This is a genomic window from Carnobacterium sp. TMP28 (assembly GCF_047553015.1).
Lineage (GTDB): Bacteria > Bacillota > Bacilli > Lactobacillales > Carnobacteriaceae > Carnobacterium_A.
This window is the reverse complement of sequence record NZ_CP180212.1, coordinates 2,051,748-2,077,491: the sequence shown is the minus strand read 5'-3', so window position 1 is coordinate 2,077,491 and position 25,744 is coordinate 2,051,748. Positions and strand designations below refer to the sequence as shown.

The window sequence follows — 25,744 nt, the reverse complement described above, 5'->3', positions numbered from 1 at the left end:
ATGAATAATCCATGAAGTGAGCATTTTTTACTTTTTATAGCTGACAATAGGGCAGCAAGAAGAATACATTTATTTCCCTTACCTTTTGAAATTGTTGTTATCTTTTCGATTTTTTTAACTAGTTTATTCTTCTCTTATTCTCATTTACTTACGCTAGTGTTTTTTACTTATTTAAATTTGCTATCTAAAATGAACTTTTTTAAGCTCTAAAAACTAAACAGATAAAATTTACTCGATTATTCACCTTTATAATTTTCTGGAGCCAGTATTTTTTTGCCTGCTTCTAAACTTTTTTTTACATCAATCACCAATTGATTTGAGCTACCAAATTTATGGCCTTCAATATGAAGGTCTTTTTCGTATTTTCCGTCAATTAAAATGTCCAGATAAGGGAGAGCTAATCCGAGCAACTTATTGTTGACCAATTGTTCCCATTTATAACCTGTCCAACAAAGGACGCGTGTTTTAGGTCTTGCTTTTTTCACACCGGCTAGTATTTCAACAAGGTCTTTTATATTAAAGGGTGAAAGAGGATCGCCACCGAGAAGGGTCAAATCCTTTTCCAACCCAAATTCATCAAGTGCGAAAAGAACTTCTTCAATAATATCTTGATTGGGTCTTTCTAACGTTTCATCTTTGCCCCACGTCTCTGCATTCCAGCAGCCTAGTTAAAGGCAATGATGAGGACAGTGATTGAACCATAAAGATGTTGAAATACCCCAGTAACAGTTATCTAAATCTACGTGTTTTAAATCATGTAATCTCGCCATTGCTAAAAATCGCCTCCTATCGTTCAAAGGAGTACCTAGATCAAAGACCTAGGCACTGACTTTACTCCTTATTTACTACTGAATTCTTTGCTCTTTTCTGCTAGTGCTTGGCCGTAACCAATAGTATGCTTCACTCGGTCGCGAATTTCAGCTTGTTTGCCTAAATTGTAGCGACTGTCGCCTTTTACTTTACCAAAGGATAAGTAGCCACAGACACGGGTAACACTCGTAATATCTTCGCTATCACACTTAGGACAGTGCTCGTCAAAATCCCCATGATGCAAGCACTCATTACACGTAGCCGATACAACGTTTACGCCATAATACATGCCTTTACTCATAGCAAAATCAATAGCGTGTTTTAGTACATTGCTATCTACGCCATAGGCAAACTCACAATAAGAGATACGTCCACCGGTAGCAATGGCATGAAAAGGTGCTTCGAAGTTGATCTTTTCAGGAACCGACACATCTTCTGTCACATGCAAATGGAACGAGTTCGTAGCGTAGTCTCTAGAAGTAACGTTTTCAATCAGACCGTACTGTTCACGATTGATTTCATTAAAGCGATAAATCAAACTTTCAGCTGGTGAGCTATATAAGGCAAAAAGATAGCCTGTTTTTTCTCTTGCATCATCAACCAGTTTTTTCAAGAAAGAAACAATGTCTAAAGCAAACTCTTGTTGATGGATCAAGCTTTCTCCGAATAAAGATTGGCAAACTTCTTCTAAACCAACGTAGCCCAATGATGCAGTGGATGCTTTTAACAGTGGTGCGATAGGTTCATCGTAACCAACAGACATCCATGAGCCGCCCTCGCAAAAATTAAGCGGATTGCTAGAGCCTTTAATTTTACCGGCTCGTTCATAGTAATCTTCATGAATGGCAAAAACCATTTCGCTGTACTTAGTGATTAAATCAGTAAAGGCCTTGATGTTGCCATTCGCTTCAATCGCCATTTTAGGTAAATTTAAAGTCACAGCTCCAATATTGTTTCTTCCTACATAAACCTCTTCACCAGTATCAGGTTTATAAAAAGGACTTAAATAGGCTCTACAGCCCATAGGTGAGACCGGTTTACTGCAACGGTCATAGACTTCGCCTAGATTGCCAGCGTCTAAAGATAAATAATCAGGATACAATCTTGTCCGGCTGCATTCAATGGCCGCTAAATACAAATCATAGTTAGGTGAATTGGGTGCACCGTTAATCTCTTTTCTCGAGAGAAAGACCAGTTTAGGGAAAATAGCCGTTAATCCGTTTTCTCCCATCCCATTTTCTCTTATTTTAAGAATGGTTTCAGAAATTTTTTTAGCCCAGAAGTCTGTTTTTAAGCCAAACGTTACTGTAACAAAAGGGACTTGCGCTAAACTATTTGAAATCGTATTTAATTTTGTTTCAAATCCTTGATAACCTTGTTCGATTTCGCGCATAGTATTTTTATAAGCCATTTCTTCTATAGTAGAATGAGGCACATCGAAATCCTTTAATTGTTCACTAATGGTTTCTATTTGCTTATGGTATGTTTTTTCTGCATAAGGAGCCAAGATACCATCAATTTCTGCAAGCGTAAATCCACCATATTGATTGCTAGAAGCGCTTAACGTAACATCACCGGCCACTGCCCAAGCTGCTTGAACACTTTTTGGCTCAATGTAACGAGAACCATTTAATTCAAATCCACCAGCTAAAACATTTCCCATATCAAATAAACAACAGTTGGTTTGTGAGCTGTACCGTTGAGCTAGATCATGAATGTGTATCCAGCCTTCTTGATGAGCACGAGCCCATTCTGGTTCTAGTTCAAACTTGAGCATGAGCTCTCTCATCAGTCCTTCTGCTATTAAAGTCTGTTTGGTAGAGTTAAGGGTCGAATCCCGATTAGCGTTTTCTTTGTCGCCAGTATAAACAACTTTTTCTGCAAAATCTTTAGCACTGTCAAAAGCTTCAATGTACTTCTCTTTATACTTACGATAAGCTTTGTATTCCATATAAACAGCCAGATTAACTTTTTGTAAAGCATCTAAAACTAAATCATGAATGTCTAAAGTAGAGATAACCTCTCTATTGGGCAAACGATTGACCTCTTTATCGATAAAATAAAGTAAGTTTTCTGTTTGAGTATCTGTTAAACGATTGTTTTTATCTGAAACTCTTCTGCTGGCCTTATTGGCTGCTGCGATAATTCTTTCTTGGGACCAAGGGACTTGTTCGCCGTTTTTTTTGCTAACTGTTAACAAATCGTTTCCTCCTACCATTAAATTGATTTGAACCATTAAACTAGCTAACGTTCATGAAATTGTTTGTGACGAATAATAAAAACGTCAATAGGCTAAACAAATAGAGTAGAGTGTAAGAGAGACTAGAAGCATCATAAAAAAAGAAAAGGACCTACTAAAAAGAGTGTTCTCTCTTAATTTGTATTGAGTTATTCATCATTTCTAATATAAATCTATCTGCATTTATAGGTCCATATTTTCTTTCATCCGTCTGCATTTGTTTGTTTAATTTTTATTCCGTAGATTTTTATAACATCCACTTGATTTGTTTCATATTACACCATATAGTGTATCATATTATGAGTCAGACACAACATATAGTTTTTATTTTTTTGTTAAATGCATGAAACTAGCCAATGATTAAGAGAATAGTATAGATATAACGGACTATAAAAAAAGAAAAGTGCCTAAAATAGACTCTGTTAGAAAGAAAAGTCTTCTAGATTTACTGAGTCTACAAGTTGATTTAATGGGCGACCCGTCTATTGCGATACCTACTATCATTCGGACATCTAGAACGCCTAGTTAGTTGAAGCGGTATGAGTACAAAAGGAAATATCTGGTAAAACGGATCTACTAATGTGTTGCCAATCTAATTCGAACATAGGCTTTATACTTTTTATGTTTCATTTAATCAAACAAGGCACTAAATTCGCACTCATAGCCAACACTCTTTTTGACTTCTTTTAAAAAACGTTTCAATCATCGTAGGCTGTTTGATAAGAACGATGTATTAAAAGCCGTATTTGTTTTATACTGACTCTTGTGCTGTATTTTTTATTTATCAAAAAAATGCAACTGAAGGTGTAAAATAGACGACTGTTTCATCTAGCTCTAGTGAAAGCAGGTAGTGGCTAAAAAGTGAAAGGAAGAGACCGTTTATGGATGTTAAGTTATGGAACTTTGTATTGGATAATCTTGAAGCTGCTGGTGTTATAGGGGGGTATGTCTCTATCTCAATTATCGGCGTTTACTTAATTACTTATGTATCGAGAGGAAAATTCTCAGAAAATAATCAAATAGGACCGAGTTGGTCTCACCCGATCATGGGAGCATTATTAGGGATAATACCCGGATGTGGCGCAACAATTGTGGTTTCAGCGATGTATAAAAATCAAAAAATATCATTTGGTGGGTTGCTTGCTACATTTATCGCCACGTTAGGAGAAGGCTCATTTGTCTTGTTGGGAGCTTCTGATGAGGCCAGTGTTGCTGCAAATTTCAAAGTATTTTTAATTGTTAATTTAGTGGGCGCTAGTGTGGCTATTGTTTTTGGTTATCTAGTTGACATGATTGGAATAAATATTCAGTCGCCTGAGATTCCAGAAAAGATAGTAGAGAAAAGTCACCACTCAAGTAATCGAACAACACTAGCACAGGTAATGATTGAGTATATCGGATTTTACCTTATGCTAACGTTTAGTGCTTTTTTGCTACCCGGATCCATACTGGCTTTATGGGGTGGTAGTACAGGTTATGATGACTTATCCGTTTGGGTAGCCAGTTTGTTTACCCTTTTTTCAATGAGTTATTATTTGGTGTACAGATTTAAGTACAAAGGACATGACTGTTCTCACGACAATACTGTAAAGGAAACCTTATTACATGCGGTACTGGATATTTCTACGGTCATTGTTTATGTATTTATTGGATTGTTAAGTGCTAACTATATTATTGATATCTTAGTAGGACCAGAGACTTTTGATGTATGGATGACTTCGTCAGCTTTTGTTGTAGTAGTCATTGCTGCCATCATAGGAGCAACACCAGGTTGTGGTGGGATGATTTCTGTTGCGGTTGCTTTTATAACTATCCCAAATTTCCCGATAGCGGCATTAATTGCAGCAAGCATTGCAACTAGTGGAGATGGAATTTTTCCGTTAGTAGTATCCAACAAAAAAGCGGCATTAATTGTTACAGCATTAGGGTTTATCATTGCCTTGGTGGTGGGATACACCATTTTAATCTTAGGTATTGAGATCTAAAGCCGTATTACTTTGTGAAGTTCTCATAAGTCTAGCTAACTAAAGCAGAAAAGCAGATTTTTTTTAATTAGTGAGATGATTGTGGTTGGTTCAGTTTAAATTATCTACAGAGTTCACGAAATTATCCGAGCCAAATGAAGTGTACATTCTTTCAACTTGTTGCGGATAAAAAAGACTGACACTAGAATGTTCCAGTCACTACTTTTGTGACAGTTCTTTTGTGCATCAACTTTTTAGCCAATAGTAAGTCAAAATTAGTTGAAATGGATACGTTAGAATTGAAAAGTGAGTGATTTTCGTGTAATATAATCCCTTAAAGAACCCTTTTTATGGTTTAGTTTGGTCGCTTTAACCCTAATAGATTAGGGGTCTTTTTTACACCCAAAGGATAAAAGAGAAACAAATAAAAAGTAAGGTTGCAGCACCTATGAAGCAGCTTTTAAAAAATTCTATGATTGACTTAAGTCAATACAATAAGACAGGTTTTGAAAATTAGATAAAAGAAAGGAACGACCTATGTTAACAAAAGAGGCTGCACAACAGGTGATCTATAAAATTATGGAACTATATCCGGATGCCGTTCCGACAATGCAGTATCAGAATCCTTTTCAATTAGTGATGGCTGTTATATTAAGCGCGCAAGCAACAGATGAGTCAGTCGATAAAGTAACAGACAAGTTATTCGAACGCTACCCAAATCCTCAAGCAGTTAGTGAGTCTTCACCTGAAGAGATTGAAACCTATATAAAAACGGTTGGACTCCATCGAAACAAGGCAAAGTATATCTATAAAAGTAGCCACCAATTACTTGAAAAATTTAAAGGAGAAGTTCCCAATACACGTAAAGAGTTAGAATCATTAGCTGGAATCGGACCTAAATCGGCTAATATTTTATTGAGTACCGCCTTTAACCAAAACGCCTTTGCAGTAGACACGCATGTTACACGAGTCTGTAAACACCACAAAATAGTAGAAGAAAATGCTACACCTAAACAAATCGAAGAACGGATAACAGAAATTATCCCAGCAAAATATTGGGGAAGAGTACATCAATCTATGTTCTCATTCGGAAAAGAATTATGTACGCCTAGAAATCCAAAGTGTCATGAGTTTCTATAGTCATCTAAGAATATAGACATACTTAAAAGTCAGAACACGTCAATTAACCTTGTTAGTGCTAGTGGTTTTATAATTCATGCTACTCAAAACCCAGTATATTTTATCTCTAGTTTTTCTGAAATATAAAATCAAAAAGAGAGGATAGAGCAAAACTGCTCTATCCTCTTACATTCGTTTAGTTGAATTCAGTTATTTTTTCTACGATGATTTCTAATACTCTAGTATTTTTTATTTTAACTACTTTAAGCAACATCGTTTTGTAGCTTACTTTGTCGCCTTCTTTAGGGAAGTGACCTAAAATTTCTGCAGCAAATCCACTAATTGTACTTGAAAAAAACTTTTCACTATTTTGAAGTTGAAATAAATCAAAAACTTTCTCAAGGCTAGCTTCACCGCGAACCAAATATTTATCTTCAGAAATGAACGTGATTTCTTCTTCGATATAATCCGTTTCATCCCATATTTCTCCAACTAGTTCTTCTAAAGCATCTTCCATTGTGACAATCCCTATTGTGCCACCGTATTCGTCAACAACAACAGCCATGTGCACTTTACTTTGTTGCATAATCTTTAATAAACGAGATAATTTCATCATAGCTGGTACATGAAGGACTTCTTTCATCATTTCAGTAAGTGACAAGGTTTTTTCACCTTTTGCTTTTCTGCGTATGTAGTAGTTAAAGTCTCTTTCATGTAAGACACCCCGGACTTCATCAATGGAATCGTCATACAATAAAATACGTGAATAAACGTGCTCGTCAAATATTTTTTGTATTTCTTCATCGCTATCTTGTAAGTCAGCTGCAACCACATCAACACGCGGCGTAAGAATGGTATCTACTTCTAAATCGTGAAACTTGATAGCTGAGCGAATCAATTGGTGTTCATCAACTTCCAATGATCCTCCGATTTCTGCTTCATCAATAATAGACAACAGTTCTTCTTCACTAATACTTGTTTCTTCAGATTGCAGACGTTTAGCTAACGAGTTGTTCCACTTTGCAAACAGCCAATTAATAGGCATTAAAAATTTCATTAAAATACTTAAAAATGGTGTAGCAAACATGGCAACTTTTTCTGGTCGATCTTTTGCAATCGCTTTTGGAGTAATTTCACCAAAAATGAGCACAAGTATGGTCATGACGATTGTGGAGATCGTTACTCCGTATTGTGGAAAGTACTCAATAAAAAAGAGAGTGGCTAAAGAAGAAGAAGCAATATTAACAATGTTATTTCCTACTAATATTGTAGAAAGAACATTATTGTAATCCTCTGCTAGTTTTAACGTCCATTCTGCACGTTTGTCTCCTTTTTTTGCACTATTTCTCAAACGGATTTGATTAATAGATGTAAAAGCTGTTTCCGAGGAAGAAAAATACCCCGATAATAAAATTAACCCTAACAAAATCACAATCGTCATTACATTACTATCACTGTCCATTAGACAGAATTCCCCCTTATGATAAATACGTAGTTAGATAAGTATACAACAATCGGGAGGCAATAAGATAGGCATTAATGAGTATTTCTAATCGGACTTCTTTACATTCAAACCAACTTCGACTTAACGCAAGGATACTCTAAATAAGCATATTATTTTATGAGACCGATGGTTAGTGTTATGCTCTAGTAAAGAGAGATGAAAGGGGATGACTTTTTAATTAGGAATGCTAGTCAGCCAGTGGTTTTACGGAGTTTAAATTTTTCTACCCTGTAATTTTTGTAAGGGCTTTCATTGATTTTTTTGTAAGTAGAAATAAAGTGGTGTATTTTATTATTCTGACGGTAATCGGAAGCTAAAAATTTGAGGAGGTTTTTTTGATGGCTTATCAAACAATTAATCCCTATACAAACGAAGTAGTAAAAGACTATCCAGAGGCTACAGACCAACAAGTAGAGGAAGCATTACAAAGAGGGCATGAGTTGTATCATACGTTCAAAAAACAGGCGATTAAAGAACGAGCAAAGTTATTGCATCAAGTAGCTGCAAAAATACGGGAGCGTTCAGATGAATTAGCCCGTACTTGTACGATTGATATGGGGAAATTACTAGTTGAAGCACAAGGCGAGGTTGAGTTATGTGCCGTTATTGTTGATTACTTTGCAGATCATGCAGAAGAAATGCTAAAGCCGGAAGAAATTGATACCATAGCAAACGGCAAGGCGCATATTCATCATCAAGCTACAGGTGTCATTATGATGGTTGAACCTTGGAACTTTCCTTATTATCAAATTATTCGAGTTTTTGCACCAAACTTTATGGTGGGTAATCCAATGATTTTAAAACACGCATCGAACACACCGTCATCGGCTCAATTGATGGCAGATGTTATCGAGGATGCGGGTGTTCCTAAAGGGTCGTTAACAAATTTATTCTTAAACTACGACCAAGTATCAGAAATCATTGCAGATCCTAGAGTCCAAGGAGTAGCGTTAACAGGCTCTGAACGTGGTGGAGCAGCAGTTGCGAAAGTAGCGGGCGAACATTTGAAGAGAACAACACTAGAACTTGGTGGAATGGATCCGTTTATTGTGATGGACGATGCCAATATGGATGAAGTTACCGAGATTGCTTGGCGTTCACGTCTTTATAATGCTGGACAAGAATGTACGTCATCTAAACGTTTTATTGTGATGGAAAAAGTCTATGATGAGTTCGTAGAAAAGTTGAAAGATAATTTCAGTAGAGTAAAACCAGGTGATCCATTAGACTCTGATACAACCATCGCTCCAATGAATAGTAAAAAAGCGAAAGAAGAATTGCAAAAACAAGTTGATGATGCTATTAGCGCAGGGGCTAAAGTTGTGTATGGCAATGAACCGATTGATTTACCAGGACAGTTCTTTATGCCGACTATTTTAACGAATATAGACCGAGACAACCCAGCTCATACAACTGAAATGTTTGGGCCAGTTGCAGTTGTTTACAAAGTAGCAACAGAAGAAGAAGCGATTGATTTAGCAAATGATTCTTCTTATGGTTTAGGAGGAATAGTGTTTGCTGGTGACAGCAATCACGGGGCAGAAATTGCTGAAAAAATCGAAACTGGAATGGTCTTTGTAAATAGTTTCCGCTATTCTTTACCCGAATTGCCGTTTGGTGGCGTTAAACGCTCAGGTTATGGGAGAGAGATGAGTTCTATCGGGTTAATGGCTTTTGTGAACGACAAATTGATTCTCAAAGCCGATAAACCAGATCTGGATAATCTTGCAAGTGGATTAGTGGCTTCAACAACTCTTGATAAAAAAAATAAGGAGTAAAGAAACTGTAAATTTTAATTTTCCTTACTTTAGACCCTATAGAATAGCCTCTGAAAAGAGATTTTCTATAGGGTCTTTTTATGTTAGTCAAAACTAGTTGTCGTTTGATAGTAAATTAAAGGAAAACAAAAAAAGAAACCGATAAAATCAGTTTCTCTTTGTTTGGTTATTTTTTTATAAATGGAGTCATTTTTGCATTAGCTCCGAGCTCTTCTTGAATTCTTAAGAACTGATTGTATTTCTCTACTCTTTCTGAACGGGCAACGGATCCTGTTTTGATTTGTCCAGCATTCATGGCAACGGCAAAGTCAGCAATAAAGGTATCGCCCGTTTCTCCTGAACGGTGAGAAATCATCGTTGTGTAGTTATTTTTACGTGCTAATTTAATGGTCTCAATTGTTTCAGATACAGTTCCGATTTGATTTAGCTTAATCAAAACTGAGTTGGCTACTCCTTTATCGATTCCTTCTTGCATAATTTCAGGATTTGTAACAAAGATATCGTCTCCAATTAGTTGGATTTTATCTCCCATTAGATCTGTCATTTTCTTGAAGCCATCCCAATCGTGTTCTGAAAGGCCATCTTCAATAGAGATGATTGGATATTTTTCAACTATTCTTTGGTAGTAGTCAATCATTTGATCAGAATTCCATTCTTTTCCTTCAAAATGATACACACCATCTTTACTAAATTCACTTGCTGCTGGGTCCATTGAAATAGCGATATCCTCACCGGGTTTATAACCTGCTTCAGTAATTGCTTTTACCAATACTTCAAGTGCAGCTTCAGTTGAGCCTAATCGAGGAGCAAACCCACCTTCATCTCCAACAGCTGTTTCTAAACCTTCTGCTTTCAAAATCTTTTTCAATGTGTGATATGTGTTTGCAATCATTTCAAATCCTTTTCTAAAGTCACTTTCACCAATAGGAGAAATTAGAAATTCTTGTACATCAATGCCAGAGTCGGCGTGTTGTCCACCATTAATAACATTAAAAAAGGGCATCGGCATTTCTAAATCTACACCCCCAAGGTAGCGGTATAAGGGGACTCCTTGAGAAACTGCAGCAGCTCTAGCTACAGCCATTGAAACACCTAAAATAGCATTTGCTCCTAAGCGACCTTTATTTTTCGTTCCGTCTAAGTCAATCATCAGTTGGTCGACAGTTGCTTGGTTAAATGGTGAAACGCCTAAGAGGCAATCGTTTATTTCTGTGTTCACGTTATGAACGGCTTTGGATACACCAGTGCCCATTAAGCGATCTCCACCATCTCTCAATTCTACCGCTTCTTTATCTCCAGTAGATGCACCTGATGGAACAGCTGCTCTTCCCATTGAGCCATCTGTTAAATAAACATCAGCTTCAACAGTAGGATTTCCTCGTGAGTCAAAAATTTCTCTTGCTTTTATTAACTTAATTGTTGCTTCCATGTAAACTCCTCCTCATAATATAAAAACAAAAAAATGACGCCTACTTAAATAAAGGAGTCCATATAGGAGGTCCTTTTTTTAAGTAGGCGTCATTAATCATCATCAAATGATAGTTAAAGGCGAACACCATCGCCTGTTTAGCTCTAATTTAATAGTAACACTAAATGAAAGTTCCTTCAACTACTTAGCTTTGAGTGAGTCAGTCATCTAGCTGTTAAGTTGCTTTTTATACCCAATCTATTTCTTTTTGTCCACCATAGATAGTCTGGTTGCCATTAAAAACATAGGCTGTAATAACGACTATAAAGAAGAACGGAAGGTATTGGTAGCCAAACACTTCTACTCCGATAAATAAAGGCCCCATAAAGGTTTTTGTAGCAGCTGCAAATAAGGCAATATAACCTAAAGCTGCTGCAAAAGTCAAAGGTAAACCAACGATTGGTGCTAAGGCAATTCCTAGTGTCGCTCCAATAGCAAAAAGTGGAGTCACTTCGCCACCTTGAAATCCTGCAGCCAAGGTAACGATTGTTAGCATTAATTTTAATACCCAGTCGTACGAATAGATGGTTCCTGTTTCAAAACTTTTACCGATTAAATTAGTTCCTAAACCTGAGTAACGTCCAGAATGTAACAGTAAAAATAAAAGACTAATAGCAATGCCGATAAAAAAGATTCGTTTATAAGGATCTGGAAAACGAAAAGCAGCTAATTGCTTCGCTTTTTTGAGACCAAAAGCAAAAAGACCACCAACGATTCCAAAAACTAGGCCAAGTAGAATAACTTTCCATGCAGAGGAAAAAATAAAGGCTCCTGGACTTTCAATTGTAGCAGTGAACTTTTCTAACCCTAATAAATGAGACGTCGTACTAGCAGTAAAAGCAGCGATGGCAGTAGGAATAAGTGCACGACTTTCAATTTTTCCAACCATTAACACTTCTATAGCAAAAAAAATACCAGCCAGTGGAGTTTGATATAATCCGCCAAATCCAGCAGCCATACCAGCAACTAAAAGAATTTTTCCAGCTTCTTTATAAGGTAACTGTCGGCTGACAGAATGCCCAACTACAGCGCCTATTTGAACGGCAACCCCTTCACGACCGGCACTTCCACCGAATAGATGAGTCAACCAAGTACCCATGATTACTAGAGGAATCATACGTTTGGGAATGACTTCTTCTTCGTTGTTTCCAACAGCAAAGACCAACCCCATGCCTTTAGCCGTATTCTTCCCATATTTTTGATAGCTATATACAATGATTAGCCCAATAAAAGCCAAAAAAGGCAGTAAGTAGAAAGCATGCATCTCTCTATAAGTAGTAATAGCAATTAACACACGTCCGAATAGTGCTGTAATAGCTCCAACAACTAATCCAATTGCACCAGCTGAAGCTGAAAAGACTAGTAATTTCGAATAATACTCTTTAGCATTTCCCATAATCTTCTCCTTAAACATCTTATTTGTATTTAGTTTAAACGGTTGAAAGCCAGATTACAACACATTCAGTTGAGATGGTTAACTAACGCAACGGAAAGCTAGACGAATCCATACTTCATTTAAGATGGCTTTACGAGCATAAAAAGTAAAATGATTGTCTGGTACCCTACTTATGCAGGATATCAGGCAATCATTTTACTGATGTTCAACTATTATTCCATCTATAGAGTTTAGCTTATCGATTCAGGATCAAATTTTCTTAAAAAATTTGAGAGCAAGTCCAATGCTTTTGTTAAGGTGTCTTGCTTGCAGCAATAGCCTAAACGAGCATATCCTGGATAACCAAAAGCTGTTCCCGGAACTAAGAGTACACCCGTTTCTTCTAATAAATCAATGCAGAATGCCTCATCTTTTTGAGGGATATCTAGCTTAATAAAGGACGTCGATACGTAGTTGGGAGAAACTAAACGTACACGAGGCTCTTTTTTAACCCACTGATTTAAGATGGATAGATTGCCTGTAATGATCTTACGATTTCGCTCGATGATTCTATCTTTATTTTTTAACGCATGAACAGCTAATTTATCTGAAAGGACGCCGCCACAAATCATAGTATAGTCGCGGTATTTTCTGAAAATATCTGCGATTTCTTTACTGGACGCTGTCCAACCAATTCTTAAGCCAGGAAGAGAATACGTTTTTGATAGTGAGTTAGTGGCAATGCCTTTTTCATACAAATCGACAATCGAGGAAAATTCCTCTTTCTCTGTCAAAGGAGCGTAGACCTCGTCGATAAGGATATAAGCATCCACTTTTCTTGCCATTTCTACAATGGCTTTCAAAGTCGGTATGTCAAGAAGAGTTCCAGTAGGATTGTTGGCACTATTAAGGCAAATCATTTTTGTTCGATCAGTTAATTTGGATTCCAAGTCAGCTAAGTCTAATTGCCAATGGTCTTCTTCTTTTAATTCAACAAAATCTACCGTTGCTCCCAAAGATAAGGGGATATCATAAAGTTGCTGGTAAGTGGGCAACATGGAAACAACATGATCCCCTGGTTCAATCAACGCATATAAAGCTAAAAAATTCGCTCCAGTAGCACCGTTTGTTTGTAAAATAGTATCGGGTTCAACGTGTTTGTAAAGTGCAGCGACTAATGATTTGAACTCATCTGAACCTTCAATCCAGCCATAATCTAACGGTTCTTTACTGATCGTTTCAAAAAAATCAGTGACGGTTGTTCCATCTAATCCAATCAATTCTTCTACTGTTAAAGCGTCGATTGAGCTTTGTGAAATATCATACGTTGCTTTCTTTTCCCATTTGTTTAACCATTCTTCCACACCAAAATGTGCGATATCCATTTGTTTTTCTCCTTTACACTTGAATTGAACCTGTCGCAATCAATCCAATAGCTAAAACAGCTACTGAACTAATAACGCTCATCGTTATTTTTTCTTTTACACTGATAGTCTTCCCATTTTCTTTACGCGCCTTGATATAAAAATAAAAACCAGGTATATAAGCAATACTGCACATTAAAACATAAGAAAACCCGGCTAAAACAATAGCAGTTAACTGGAACAGAGTCGCAATAGATCCAATAATAAATTGTTTTGTCTCTTTTTGTTCATAGGAATATTTCATTTGATAAATTCCGACAAGCAAGTAGCAAATCAAAATAGCTGCAGTTGCAAGAGAATAGGCAAGCTGATAGGCATAATCTGTTACTAAAAAAGTCAATAAGAAAACATTTGCTAAAGCTGCCGTGAGGATTAAGGAATAAATGGGTGCTTTTTTAGCATTCAATTTCCCCCAGTGTTTTGGCAATAATCCATCGCGGGCCATTAAAAGAACCGTTTCTGCGGGTAACATTGTCCAAGAAAGCCAACTACCTAGAATAGAAATAATCAGTCCGATATTAATGAATGCAGCTCCCCAATTTCCTACAATAGACTTTAAGACATTTGCCATAGCTGGTTGAGAGAGACTAGCTAATTCAGTTTGAGAAAGAACGCCGTAGGGTAGTAATGAAGCGAAGATATAAATAAATAGTAAACCTAGTAATCCTACGATGGTTGCTTGTTGAGCATCTGAACGTTTTTCAGCACGGTTAGCTAGAACGCTAGCACCTTCTATACCTACAAATACCCACATCATAACGATTAAACACCCTTTTATTTGTGCCATAATGCTGGCAGTGTTAGGAGTCTGTTGCAAAAGATTACTGGAAACATTCCCCCAAAAATTTGCTGTAAATATTCCAGCTTTAAATGAGACGCCAGTAATAATTAAGAATAAAAATAGTGGGACTAACTTACATATAGTTACAATGATATTAATGAAACTGGCACTTTCCATTCCGTTACTGACTAACAGCGTTAATGTCCAAATAACGATACTTCCCATAATAATAGAAGGGATATTTTGACCTCCATCAAAAATTGGGAAAAAACTTCCAAGTGCGATCATTAAAATTGTAGCAAAAGCGACATTACCTAACCAAGCACCTAACCAGTACCCCCAACCGCTGATAAAGCCTCCTAACTTCCCAAATGTAGCTTCTGCATAACCAAATATACCACTGTCTAAATCAGCACGTTTAGCACCAAGATTATTCAATGATAAAACAAGTGTCAATATTCCAATGCCGACAATAATCCAAGCTAGTATTGCTGGTCCAGGAGCCGAGGCACGAGCTAAATCACTTGTAATCCCAAATACACCACCACCAATAGATGAACTAATGACTAAAGCAATCAACCCTATTTTACTAATTCCTTTTCGCTGTTTTTCCATATTCTTTTCCCCAATTCTAGGTGGATAAAGTTCAGTTTTATTTCCTCTACCACACATGTTTTAGATTGATTCTACTCCTAATAAAATGATTCTGTCGTATCCTTTAAATCCTCCCAACGCTATCCTTTGAATACAAAAAACGTTAAATTTATTTTGAACGCAAGCACTAATAGTATATACTGCAAACTTAGATAGGTAAACGTTCTATCCGACATTTATTATGCCTAAAAAGAGGTGTTTTTAAGGTGTAGAGTTCATAAGAAAATTTCTTTTATCATTTAATTTAGTTAGTTTAAATATAACAGATAAGGATTTTTTTTTCATTGAAAAAGAGATAGTAAAAGAGAATGGAAAATAATCGTTCTATTAGACCTTTTTTATTTTTATCTTTATACTTTAGATAAAGAGAAATAAGATTATATTAAATGATAAGAAGGAGGAAGTACGATGAGTACAACAAAAAAAGCTTGGCTAAACGGATTATTTTTTATTGTGACTTTAGTTGTTAATGCATTAGGAGCCTTTGGGTTTATCAATGGTTTATCACAAAATGAAATTTCTGATAAATATCAAACACTCATTACACCAGATCCATCTGCTTTTAGTATATGGAGCGTAATATATATTCTATTAGGAATATCTATTGTTGTTATGATTGTAAAAAAAGAGGATGCTTATTATCAAAAGGCGCTAAATAAAATTTCACTATTATTTGTTTTTTCATCACTATTAAATATCGCTTGGATTGTTGCATTTTCTTACTTACAATTAGTTTTATCAACAGTTTTTATCTTAGTATTTTCAGTAACATTAGCTTTAATGTGTATAAAATTACTCGAAATTAACGATGGAAGACATTTTCTCTTGCCGTTATCTTTTGGACTTTATGCAGGGTGGTTGTTTATCGCCTCGGTTGTTAATGTAGCGGCTACACTTGTAAAAGCGAATTGGGATGGTTTTGGAATAGAACCTGAAATTTTAGCAGCAGGGACACTTATTGTAGCTGTATTACTCGTTTTCATCGTGATGTTAAAGCTCAAAAATATCATATTCCCACTGCCTATTGCTTGGGCCTATTTTGGAATACACACATTTTTAACTTCTTCTGAAGGATTTAATGGAGAATTTACAACTCTTCAAACCGTATCTCTTGTTGGTCTAGGTGCATTGGTATTCATAAGTGCGTTTCAACTGTACAAAAACCATTTTGCATTGATTCCAAGAAAAGGAAATGTCTAAAAATAACGGATCTATTAAATGAAAATTGTATTACACTCCAAAAAGTTAGAGGGAAGACCTAACTTTTTGGGGTGTATTTTTTAGTTGGATAGCTTAACCTAATCTTTTAATTCCAGTAATATGTTAAAAATGAATTTATATTTCACTTATTTAATATTTAACTTGAAATAATATTTCGTTATGGTTATAATAAATTTGTAAGTGCTTCCAAAGAAAGGAGGGATAAAATATGCTAGAAACTTTAACTACCGAAAAAAGAAACACTAGTACGACAGAGCTGGATACGTTTTCGGTTGAAGAAATTATAAGAAAAATGAACCAAGAAGATGAAAAAGTAGCTGAAATAATTAAGAAAGAAATAGAGAGTATTACGAAACTGGTTGAAGCTGTTATTCTATCTTTGAAGAAAGGCGGAAGATTGTTTTATATTGGAGCTGGAACAAGTGGAAGACTGGGTGTTTTAGACGCTGCTGAATGTATTCCAACATTCAATACATCACCAGAGATGGTACAAGGAGTTATTGCCGGAGGGATGAAAGCGATGACTGTAGCTGTTGAAGGTGCAGAAGATTCGTTAGAATTATGCGAAGCAGATTTACGAGAACGTGGTTTAAATAAGAATGATTTTATTTTAGGTATTGCTGCTAGTGGTCGAACGCCTTATGTTATTGGAGGATTGAAATACGCTAATAAACTTGGGGCTACAACAGGTGCTTTGTCATGTAATAAAGCAGCCGCTATTAGTAACTATGCTGATTTTCCAATTGAAGTTGATGTTGGTCCAGAAATTTTGACGGGTTCAACGAGATTGAAATCTGGAACAGCTCAAAAATTTATATTAAATATGATTTCAACGACTGCAATGATTCGTCTTGGTAAAGTCTATCAAAATTTGATGGTAGATGTTCAGCCAACGAATGAAAAGTTAGTTGAACGATCTAAGCGAATTATCATGGATGCAACCGGTTGTACTTATGAAGAGGCCACTTTTTATTTTAATGATTCAAATAGCCAACCAAAGCTAGCGATTGTTCGATTGCTAACAGGTATAAATAAAGAAAAAGCTCAAGTATTGTTAACAGAAAATGCTGGATTTGTTAGAAGAGCTGTTGAAGCAAGTAAAAAGCAATGAAATTTCATTAAGCGTGTTCAACAATAGCTAAGTAGTGATAAAAGGAGGAAATAAGAATGAAAGTTGTAATGGTTTGTTCAGGTGGAATGTCAAGCGCAATAGTCGTAAAAGCTATTTTAAAAGAGGCTGATAAGCAAAACTTTGAATTAGAAATGATTGCAGTAGGATCAGGAGAAATTGAGGAGATTCTAAAAAGTAGCAGCTATGATTTGCTGTTAGTTGCACCTCAAGTGAAGCACCAATTTGCTACGTTTGAAGGATATGCGAACGAGTCTGGTGTACCGATTGATAAAGTTGAACCAATGGGGTATACACCATTAGGAGCACCAAAAACATTGTTACAGATAAAAAAATACAGCAAATAGTAATCATTTAATTTTCTATTTATTTAGCAATCCATCTTATAAAGATATAAAAATGATTCATTTTAGATACAACAATATGATTTAAAAAGGAGAAAGAAAAATGACGAAATTTTTAGTTTGGATTGAAACAAAATTTATGCCTCCGATGGCTAAACTAGCTGAACAAAAACATTTAAAAGCAATTCGCGACGGAGTTATTTCTACGCTATCATTAATTCTTGTTGGAAGTTTCTTTTTAATTATTGCTAATCCTCCAATCGCTTCATGGGCAGAAGCTATCGCACCATATACAGCAGATATCGTTATTCCTTTCAGAATTACTATGGGTTTAATGAGTATCTATGCTTCTTACGGAATGGGATACAGTTTAGCTAAGTCTTATAAGTTAGATGGTATTACTGGTGGTGTTTTATCACTAGCAACTTTCTTGATGTTGACAGTACCTGTAAACGTAGATGCTTTATTACCTGAAGGTCAAGGTATTGGCTGGGTTTTACCAATGGGAAACCTTGGCGGAGCTGGAATGTTTTCAGCAATTTTAGCAATGATTTTTGCAGTTGAATCATTGCGGTTTTTCAAAAATAGAAATCTAATGATAAAAATGCCAGAACAAGTACCAGATTCAGTTGCAAGAAGTTTTGAAGCGCTAATCCCGGGAGCATTTGTTATTACGATTGTTTGGATTATTCGTGTATTACTTGATTTTGATTTAAATAATTTTATTCTTTCTATTTTTACTCCAATTAATGATATATTAGGAAATAATTTAATTGGTGTTTTAGTACCGGTGATCTTTATTACTCTATTATGGGCAGCAGGCGTCCATGGCATGAGCGTAATCGGTTCAGTTGCACGTCCAATGTGGTTAGTTATGTTGGATGCGAATGGCCAAGCATTAGCAGATGGAGCAGCTCCTAATCAATTGCCTTATATTGCACCGGAACAGTTTTATCAGTGGACAGTTTGGATTGGTGGCGCTGGTTCAACACTAGCTTTATGTATCTTGTTGTTATTTGCAAAATCTGTTTACCTAAAACAAGTAGGTCGTTTCTCAATTATTCCTTCTCTTTTTAATATTAATGAGCCATTAATATTTGGAGTACCTTTAGTTATGAACCCAATTTTAGCCATTCCCTTTATTTTAGCACCAGTTGTTACAACAACAATTAGTTATTTCGCTGTTAAATTTGGGATAATCAATGGATTTGTCAGCAATGTTCCGTGGACTTTACCAGCTCCAATCGGTGCTTTTCTATCAGCCAGTAACGACTGGAAAGCAGCAGTGTTGGTACTAATTAATATTGCTATTGCCGGTGCCATTTACTATCCATTCTTTAAAGTTTACGATAAAAAATTGCGTGAAGAAGAATTGGGTCAAGTAAGCGAAGAACATACTATTCTATAAAATAAAAAACTTATAAAGTACAAGAAGGAAAGAGTTTACTATTTCCTTCTTGTTATCATTTGAAAATAAGAAAGGACTGAGAGTAAAATGGTACGAATCATTGTATTAATAATTTTTTTCATTGCGTTAATTTTAACTGGTGTATCTTTAGTCCACGGGTTACAAAAAAAACAAATCTATATCAATCGGTGGTATTTTGGTTTTGGAGCTTTTTTCATTATTCTAATTCCTAATTTTTTATTTCAGAACATTCCGCTAATCCTTACAACTATTTCTTATTTGATTTCAGCTATCTTTACTATTATGTATTTTGAAACAACTCGTTTAAAGTTAGAAAAAAATCAATTCAGAGGTATTGTTAGAAGTGAACAATACCCTAGTAAAAAAGATTGAAAAAGATGGAATATGTGATTGGAATGGATAGTGGTGGGACAAAAACAGAGGCTATTGCTTATTCTTTAAAAGGAAAAGAACTGTCACGCTGTCAGACCGGTTTTGGTAATCTACTAATGGATAAGAAAAAAGGCTTATCTAATATTGAAGAAGCGATGAAAATATTGTTTGATCAATTAGGTGAAGAAAACTGTCAATCAGTTGTCATTGGTTTAGCAGGTTTAGAAAGTGGAAATTTCAAAAAAGAATTAGATACGTATTTTAATCGTTATCAGCCAATAATTGTTTTTATAAACGATGCTTGGTTATCTTATTATGCCTTAGTTAAAGAAAAAGACGGATGTCTCGTCATTTCAGGTACGGGCTCCATTTGTATTGGAAAGTATCATGAAGAAACTGCTCGAGTAGGTGGGTGGGGTAATATCTTAGGTGATGAAGGTTCAGGTTATTGGATTGCAAAAACAGTGATTCATCGGTTACTACTAGAAGAAGATACAAACAAAAATTATTCCTATTTGTCAAAAAAACTAATAAATACTTTGCATGCTAAAACTATTTTTGATGTAGTTGATTATTTCTATACTCATAAAAAAAATGAAATTGCTGAGCTAGCAAAGATTGTTGCTGAAAGTGCAAATGCGGGTGATGACGTTTCTATCGAAATACTGAAAGAAGCAGGCTATATTTTATCTGAACAAGCAAAGTTGTTAATCTCAAAGTTAGGATTTAATAAAGAGGTAACAATTGGAATAACGGGTAGTGTTTTAAAGAAAAACTCGATAGTGTATGATACTTTTTTTGAAAATCTGATTCAGCAACCCCTTGAAATCAAAATCGTAAAAGAAATAGAGTCAAATACTATTGGTGGATACTATTATTATAAAAATAATATCTTTAGGAATGGAGAATGTTAAAATGAGAAGATTAGGAATTTCAGTTTATCCAAATCATAGTAAATTAAGTGAAATCAAAGAATACATTGCATTAGCAGCAAAGTATAATTTTAAGCGTATTTTTACATGCTTATTGTCTGTTGAAGAAGGAAAAGAAAAAATAGTTGCTGAATTCACAGAAGTTATTAAATATGCCAAAGAAAATGGTATGGAAGTTATCGCAGATGTCAGTCCGAAAGTTTTTGGTGAATTAGGAATTAGCTACAAAGATTTATCTTTTTTCAAGGAAATTGGCGCTGATGGCATTCGCTTAGACATGGGATTCACAGGTAATGAGGAATCAATTATGACATTTAACCCTCAAGATTTAAAAATAGAATTAAACATTAGCAGTGGGACAAAATATTTAGAAAATATATTGAGCTATCAAGCTAATGTAGATAATTTATTAGGTTGCCATAATTTTTATCCTCATCGTTATACTGGCTTGAGTTTCAATCATTTTATCGAAACAACAAAACAATATAAAGACAAGGGATTAATAACAGCAGCTTTCATTAGTTCACCCACGGCTAATGTAGGACCCTGGCCAGTAAATGAAGGCCTATGTACTCTTGAAATGCACCGAGAATTGCCAATTGTTGTTCAAGCCAAGCATCTTTGGGCAACCGAACTCATTGATGATGTAATCATTGCGAACTCATTCGCATCGGAAGAAGAATTGAAAACTTTAAGTGAAATTGATCCCTATCAGTTAACGTTGAACTGTGAATTAGTAGAGTCTATTCCAGAAATAGAAAAGAAAATTGTTTTGGAAGAATTTCATTTTAATCGAGGAGATATATCGGATTATGTTATTCGCTCCACTCAAAGTAGAGTAAAATATAAAGGACATGAATTTCCGCCATTCCATACGCCAAATATGAATCGTGGAGATATTATTGTAGAGACTTCTCTTTATGCTCATTATGCAGGAGAATTACAATTAGCTCTTTTAGCAATGGAGAATTCAGGCAAAACGAATGTTGTAGGACATGTTGTTGAAGAGGAATGGTTATTGTTAGATTATATTAAGCCTTGGCAAAAATTTAAATTTAATCAAGTGAAAAAAACTAACTAGATGGGGTGTGTAAGTATGGAAGAACGTATTTTTGAAATTATTATACATGGTGGAAATGCTCGTGGCATGGCCTATGAGGCATTAGAAAAAGCGCGAGCAGGAGAATATGAAGAAGTAGAGCGCTTGCTAAGCGAATGTAAAGCTGAAATGACGTTAGCACATAATACACAAACAAAATTAGTTCAAGATGAAATTCGCGGAGATGAGATTAAAATTAGTCTTTTATTAATTCATGCTCAGGATCAATTAATGACCACAATGGCAGAACAGACATTGATTTTACAAATGATTGAAATGCAAAAAGAAATAAACAGTTTGAAAAAATAAGTAAAGGATTGATTATATGGGCTACGCAGTTGGACTAATGTCAGGGACATCACTAGATGGAATAGATGCTGCTCTAGTAGAAATTTCGGGTGAAGACGAAGAGACAATTGTTCACTTACTTGCATTTGAGACTTACCCAATTCAAGAAGAAACGATTAGGCGAATTAAGAAAGTGCTATCTATTGAAGAATCAAATGTAGCGTTGATTTGTAGTTTAAATGTCGAGTTAGGCTACCTATTCGCTACAGCTGTGAAAGATATTTGTAAAAAAAAAGGTATTCAATTAGAACAATTAGAGTTTGTTGCAAGCCATGGGCAAACCATTTATCATTTGCCAATTCCAAAATCGAATCAATTTTCTTCTACTTTACAAATCGGTGAATCAGCTATTATTTGTGAAGAGACTAAGACGACTGTAGTATCAAATTTTAGAGAAAGAGATATGGCCCTCGGCGGTCAAGGTGCGCCAATTGTTCCTTATTCAGAATATATCCTATATAAAGATAAAAAAAGAACGAGATTACTACAAAATATTGGTGGAATTGGAAATGTAACGGTTATTCCTAAAAATGCCAAGCTCAATCAGTTAGTAGCTTTTGATACAGGTCCTGGAAATATGATTATTGATGAATTATGTCGTCATTTTTATCAAGTACAATATGATAAAGGTGGAGCATATGCAGCAACGGGAAAAGTAAACCAAGCATTATTCACTCAGCTAATGACTCATCCTTTTATTGCTAAAAGCTATCCAAAAACAACGGGACGAGAAGAATTTGGGGCAGATTTTACACAGCGACTTATTAAAGAATGGCCAATAAAACCAAATGACTTGATTGCTACTGCAACCCAATTTACAGCTTCATCAATCGCTGAAAATCTGAAACAATTTATCGACAAGAATACCGATTTAATTGTAGCAGGTGGGGGCAGTTACAACGAAACGTTGATTAAGATGATTAAAGTACAGTTGCCGACGGTTAATGTTCAAATACAAGAAGAAATAGGTCATTCTTCAGAAGCTAAAGAAGCAATAGCGATGACTATTTTAGGAAATCAAACGCTTCACCATAAACCAAGTAATGTTCCTAGTGCAACTGGAGCAAGCAGTAGGACTATTCTAGGTAAAATTACGTATTATAGTTAAATTAAAGGTAATCAATCATCTTTAAAAGGATGATTGTTTTTTTATTTCATGAGATAATAAAAATAAAGAGCAGTTAGGACCAAGGAGGTAAAAAAATGATTGGAGAAAATATACAAGGGCGAATTCGAAGTATAATCAATGAATTATCAAATTCTGAAAAAAAAATTGGTGAACTGATTTTAAAAATTCCGTCTGAAGCAATTAATATGACAGCATTAGAACTGGCTACTCGCGCAGGTACAAGTCCAGCTACGGTTATACGTTTTTGCAAAAGTATTGATATACCGAGTTTTACTCAATTAAAAGTAAAATTATCTTCAGAAATTGAAAGTCCAACTTTTGAAGGGTATTTTGATATCAAGGCAAATGAGCCTGTTCATGAAATAAAAGCGAAGTTACTAGGCAATGCTTATCAATCAATGAAAGAAACCATTGAGCAGCTAAATGATCAAAGAATTGATGAGGTCGTAGATGTACTTTTACATGCATCTATTATTTATGTATATGGTATAGGGGCTTCTCATCTAGTAGCTGAAAATATATCACAAAAATGGAACCGAATAGGCAAGCCTACTATATGCGCTACAGATCCACATATATTAATATCTATCTTAGTTACCGCACCTAAAGAAGCAATTTTTATAGGAATATCTAATTCTGGTGAAACAAAAGAAGTTATACGACTTGTAGAAATTGCTAAAAGTTATAAAATTAGAACAATTGGTTTAACTCAATTTGGGGCCAATTCTATAGCTGGAAAAGTAGATTATTCTATTCAAACTGTTCGATCAAAAGAGGCTGAGTTGAGAAGTGCTGCAACGAGTTCATTGCATGCACAATTTATTGCAGTAGATGCGTTGTTCTACACATATGCATCTAGACAATATGATCCGAGTATCTCAATGATTCGTAATTCAAAAGAAGAGATAAAAAAGTACATGCGGTAAACTCTGACAATGCAAGAATATGTAAGTTAAAAAGAGGAGAATAAAAGTGGCATATGAGGCAATCATCTATGATTTAGATGGAACGGTTATCAATACTTTTGATATGACTATCTTTCCACTGATAAGAATTGTGAAAGAAGAACTTGGTGTTGAAATGACTTATGATGAATTAAGGCACTACATGTCATTTTCTGGTCTTGAAGTTTTAGAACGTTTAGGTATAAAAGATATTCCTGTTGTGTATGAACGATGGGTTAGGTACGTAAATGCATACGAAGCGAAAGCACGTATTTACTATAACTTTGATGACATTATTCATAGTTTTAATGATAAAGTTGTCCAAGCGGTTGTTTCTTCTAAAAACAGAGAGCAATATGCAATTGATATGGCAGATAAAAATATACAGGACTGTTTTTCTGCAGTCGTTTTGCTCGAAGATACTAAAAAACATAAGCCAGATGCCCAACCTCTTTTGCATTGTGCAAATCTATTGGGTATTGATCCTAAAAAGTGCCTGTATATTGGAGATTCTTTGTCTGATTTTGAATCAGCTAAGCATGCAGAAATGGATTTTGCGGTTGCTTCATGGGGAAGTTTAAAGCTAGCAGAGTTTAAGAATCCGACCTATATTCTTCAACACCCTAATGACTTATTAGCGATTATTTTGTAGAATGATTTTTTGAAAGAAGAAAAAGATATCAATTTGATTGGCAAACTAATAATTGGAGTGAGGACGATGACTAATTCAATACTTGAGAATTTCACATTTTTATCTAGCGATAAGACTAAAATCATGGTGTATAAATGGATACCGATTGATCAAGAACCAAAAGGAGTAGTCCAAATTTCTCATGGGATGGCTGAAACAGCAGCTAGATATGAAAGGTTTGCTAAAGCATTAAATGAGAAAGGGTTTATTGTCTATGCCAATGATCACAGAGGACATGGTAAAACAGCTACAAGTATCGATGAATTAGGTTACTTAGGAGAAAAAGGTAGCTTTAAGTTGTTAGTCGAGGATCTAGTAAGCCTATCAGATAGGATAAAAAAAGACCATCCAAGTTTATCTCTCTACTTATTTAGTCATAGTATGGGCTCGTTTGCTGCTCAACGCTATATTATGGACTACTCAGATAAAATTAATGGACTTATCCTTTCTGGTTCTAACGGAGAACAAGGTTTGACTTTGAAGCTAGGGGAATGGGTTATTAAGTTAATGATGGCAGTTAAAGGTAGAAAGGCTAAATCTAAATTTGTAGACTCGTTAATTTTTGGCGGTTTTAACAAGAAATTCCATCCCAAGAAGACAGGGTATGAATGGCTAACAAGAGATATGGATGAATTAGCTAAGTACGTAAATGATCCGTACTGTGGAACATTATTTCCAATCAGCTTCTATGAGGAGTTGATAGAAAACTTAGAATATATTGAAGATAAAGAGAGTATCAAAAAGATTCCTACAGATGTACCTTTAATCATTTTATCAGGAGCACAAGATCCTGTTGGTGATTTCGGTAAAGGTGTAAAAAAACTGTATAAAAGATATGAAGCATGTGGGGTTAAAGATTTAGAGATGAAACTTTACGAAGGAGCGAGGCATGAGATTTTGAATGAAACCAATAGAGATGAGGTAACAAAAGATATTATTGAGTGGTTAGAAAAGAGGATAAGCTAAAAAAACTAAAACACACACAAACTA

At 35.3% G+C, this 25,744-nt stretch carries 21 protein-coding genes, 1 pseudogene and 1 riboswitch; of the genes and pseudogenes, 15 read left to right on the top strand and 7 right to left on the bottom strand.

Features of this window, described 5'->3' with window-relative positions:
- Nucleotides 1–236: 236 nt before the first annotated feature.
- Nucleotides 237–653: pseudogene (locus ACMHYH_RS09900) on the bottom strand (4Fe-4S cluster-binding domain-containing protein); the annotation flags it as partial.
- Between the two features lie 185 nt (nt 654–838).
- On the bottom strand, nt 839–3,046 hold the full coding sequence (gene nrdD, locus ACMHYH_RS09895) for an anaerobic ribonucleoside-triphosphate reductase (protein ID WP_414839237.1): 2,208 nt from the start codon (nt 3,044–3,046) through the stop codon (nt 839–841).
- Nucleotides 3,047–3,930: 884 nt separating this feature from the next.
- On the opposite strand from nrdD, the gene ACMHYH_RS09890 reads away from it, so the two are divergent.
- On the top strand, nt 3,931–5,034 hold the full coding sequence (locus ACMHYH_RS09890) for a putative manganese transporter (protein WP_414839236.1): 1,104 nt from the start codon (nt 3,931–3,933) through the stop codon (nt 5,032–5,034).
- 516 nt (nt 5,035–5,550) lie between these two features.
- Nucleotides 5,551–6,153: an endonuclease III gene (nth, locus tag ACMHYH_RS09885; protein ID WP_414839235.1), complete on the top strand. Its 603-nt coding sequence runs from the start codon at nt 5,551–5,553 to the stop codon at nt 6,151–6,153.
- 175 nt (nt 6,154–6,328) lie between these two features.
- Here nth and ACMHYH_RS09880 read toward each other — a convergent pair whose 3' ends face one another.
- Nucleotides 6,329–7,594 (bottom strand): HlyC/CorC family transporter, encoded by a 1,266-nt coding sequence (locus tag ACMHYH_RS09880; protein WP_414839234.1) that lies wholly within the window; start codon nt 7,592–7,594, stop codon nt 6,329–6,331.
- Nucleotides 7,595–7,974: 380 nt separating this feature from the next.
- Between ACMHYH_RS09880 and ACMHYH_RS09875 the strand changes: the two genes are divergently transcribed.
- A complete protein-coding gene (locus ACMHYH_RS09875) occupies nt 7,975–9,414 on the top strand; it encodes an NAD-dependent succinate-semialdehyde dehydrogenase (protein WP_414839233.1) in 1,440 nt (479 codons plus the stop codon).
- A gap of 166 nt (nt 9,415–9,580) precedes the next feature.
- Here the strand turns inward: ACMHYH_RS09875 and eno are convergent, their stop codons facing one another.
- The 4 genes from eno to arcD form a co-directional block, all read right to left on the bottom strand.
- Nucleotides 9,581–10,843 carry a phosphopyruvate hydratase gene (eno, locus tag ACMHYH_RS09870; protein ID WP_414839232.1) on the bottom strand — a complete coding sequence of 421 codons (1,263 nt, stop codon included), beginning with the start codon at nt 10,841–10,843 and terminating at the stop codon, nt 9,581–9,583.
- Nucleotides 10,844–10,919: 76 nt separating this feature from the next.
- A riboswitch (Fluoride riboswitch) is annotated at nt 10,920–10,986 on the bottom strand.
- 83 nt (nt 10,987–11,069) lie between these two features.
- A complete protein-coding gene (locus ACMHYH_RS09865) occupies nt 11,070–12,296 on the bottom strand; it encodes a chloride channel protein (RefSeq protein WP_414839231.1) in 1,227 nt (408 codons plus the stop codon).
- Nucleotides 12,297–12,508: 212 nt separating this feature from the next.
- Nucleotides 12,509–13,642 carry an aminotransferase gene (locus ACMHYH_RS09860; RefSeq protein ID WP_414839230.1) on the bottom strand — a complete coding sequence of 378 codons (1,134 nt, stop codon included), beginning with the start codon at nt 13,640–13,642 and terminating at the stop codon, nt 12,509–12,511.
- A gap of 13 nt (nt 13,643–13,655) precedes the next feature.
- Nucleotides 13,656–15,077: an arginine-ornithine antiporter gene (gene arcD, locus ACMHYH_RS09855; RefSeq protein ID WP_414839229.1), complete on the bottom strand. Its 1,422-nt coding sequence runs from the start codon at nt 15,075–15,077 to the stop codon at nt 13,656–13,658.
- A 447-nt stretch (nt 15,078–15,524) separates the two neighbouring features.
- Here arcD and ACMHYH_RS09850 point away from each other — a divergent pair, with 447 nt between their 5' ends.
- From ACMHYH_RS09850 to ACMHYH_RS09795, 12 genes are all read left to right on the top strand, one after another.
- Nucleotides 15,525–16,316, top strand: coding sequence for a tryptophan-rich sensory protein (locus ACMHYH_RS09850; protein ID WP_414839228.1), 792 nt, complete (start codon nt 15,525–15,527; stop codon nt 16,314–16,316).
- Nucleotides 16,317–16,545: 229 nt separating this feature from the next.
- Entirely contained in the window at nt 16,546–17,448 is a 903-nt protein-coding gene (murQ, locus tag ACMHYH_RS09845) for an N-acetylmuramic acid 6-phosphate etherase (RefSeq protein ID WP_414839227.1), read from the top strand.
- 56 nt (nt 17,449–17,504) lie between these two features.
- Entirely contained in the window at nt 17,505–17,813 is a 309-nt protein-coding gene (locus ACMHYH_RS09840) for a PTS sugar transporter subunit IIB (protein ID WP_414839226.1), read from the top strand.
- Nucleotides 17,814–17,913: 100 nt separating this feature from the next.
- Entirely contained in the window at nt 17,914–19,218 is a 1,305-nt protein-coding gene (locus ACMHYH_RS09835) for a PTS sugar transporter subunit IIC (protein WP_414839225.1), read from the top strand.
- A gap of 87 nt (nt 19,219–19,305) precedes the next feature.
- Nucleotides 19,306–19,611 carry a hypothetical protein gene (locus ACMHYH_RS09830; protein ID WP_414839224.1) on the top strand — a complete coding sequence of 102 codons (306 nt, stop codon included), beginning with the start codon at nt 19,306–19,308 and terminating at the stop codon, nt 19,609–19,611.
- Nucleotides 19,612–19,616: 5 nt separating this feature from the next.
- Nucleotides 19,617–20,525, top strand: coding sequence for a BadF/BadG/BcrA/BcrD ATPase family protein (locus ACMHYH_RS09825; RefSeq protein WP_414840386.1), 909 nt, complete (start codon nt 19,617–19,619; stop codon nt 20,523–20,525).
- Nucleotide 20,526: 1 nt separating this feature from the next.
- Nucleotides 20,527–21,624, top strand: a complete 1,098-nt coding sequence (locus tag ACMHYH_RS09820; RefSeq protein ID WP_414839223.1) for a DUF871 domain-containing protein — start codon at nt 20,527–20,529, stop codon at nt 21,622–21,624.
- Between the two features lie 15 nt (nt 21,625–21,639).
- Nucleotides 21,640–21,951, top strand: coding sequence for a PTS lactose/cellobiose transporter subunit IIA (locus tag ACMHYH_RS09815; RefSeq protein ID WP_414839222.1), 312 nt, complete (start codon nt 21,640–21,642; stop codon nt 21,949–21,951).
- 16 nt (nt 21,952–21,967) lie between these two features.
- Complete coding sequence (gene anmK / locus ACMHYH_RS09810) at nt 21,968–23,098, top strand: anhydro-N-acetylmuramic acid kinase AnmK (RefSeq protein ID WP_414839221.1); 1,131 nt, start codon at nt 21,968–21,970, stop codon at nt 23,096–23,098.
- 95 nt (nt 23,099–23,193) lie between these two features.
- Complete coding sequence (locus ACMHYH_RS09805; protein ID WP_414839220.1) at nt 23,194–24,045, top strand: MurR/RpiR family transcriptional regulator; 852 nt, start codon at nt 23,194–23,196, stop codon at nt 24,043–24,045.
- Nucleotides 24,046–24,091: 46 nt separating this feature from the next.
- The gene (locus ACMHYH_RS09800; protein ID WP_414839219.1) at nt 24,092–24,715 is read left to right on the top strand and encodes an HAD family hydrolase; all 624 of its coding nucleotides are present in this window, start codon (nt 24,092–24,094) and stop codon (nt 24,713–24,715) included.
- Nucleotides 24,716–24,781: 66 nt separating this feature from the next.
- On the top strand, nt 24,782–25,720 hold the full coding sequence (locus tag ACMHYH_RS09795; RefSeq protein ID WP_414839218.1) for a lysophospholipase: 939 nt from the start codon (nt 24,782–24,784) through the stop codon (nt 25,718–25,720).
- The last annotated feature ends 24 nt before the right edge of the window (nt 25,721–25,744 follow it).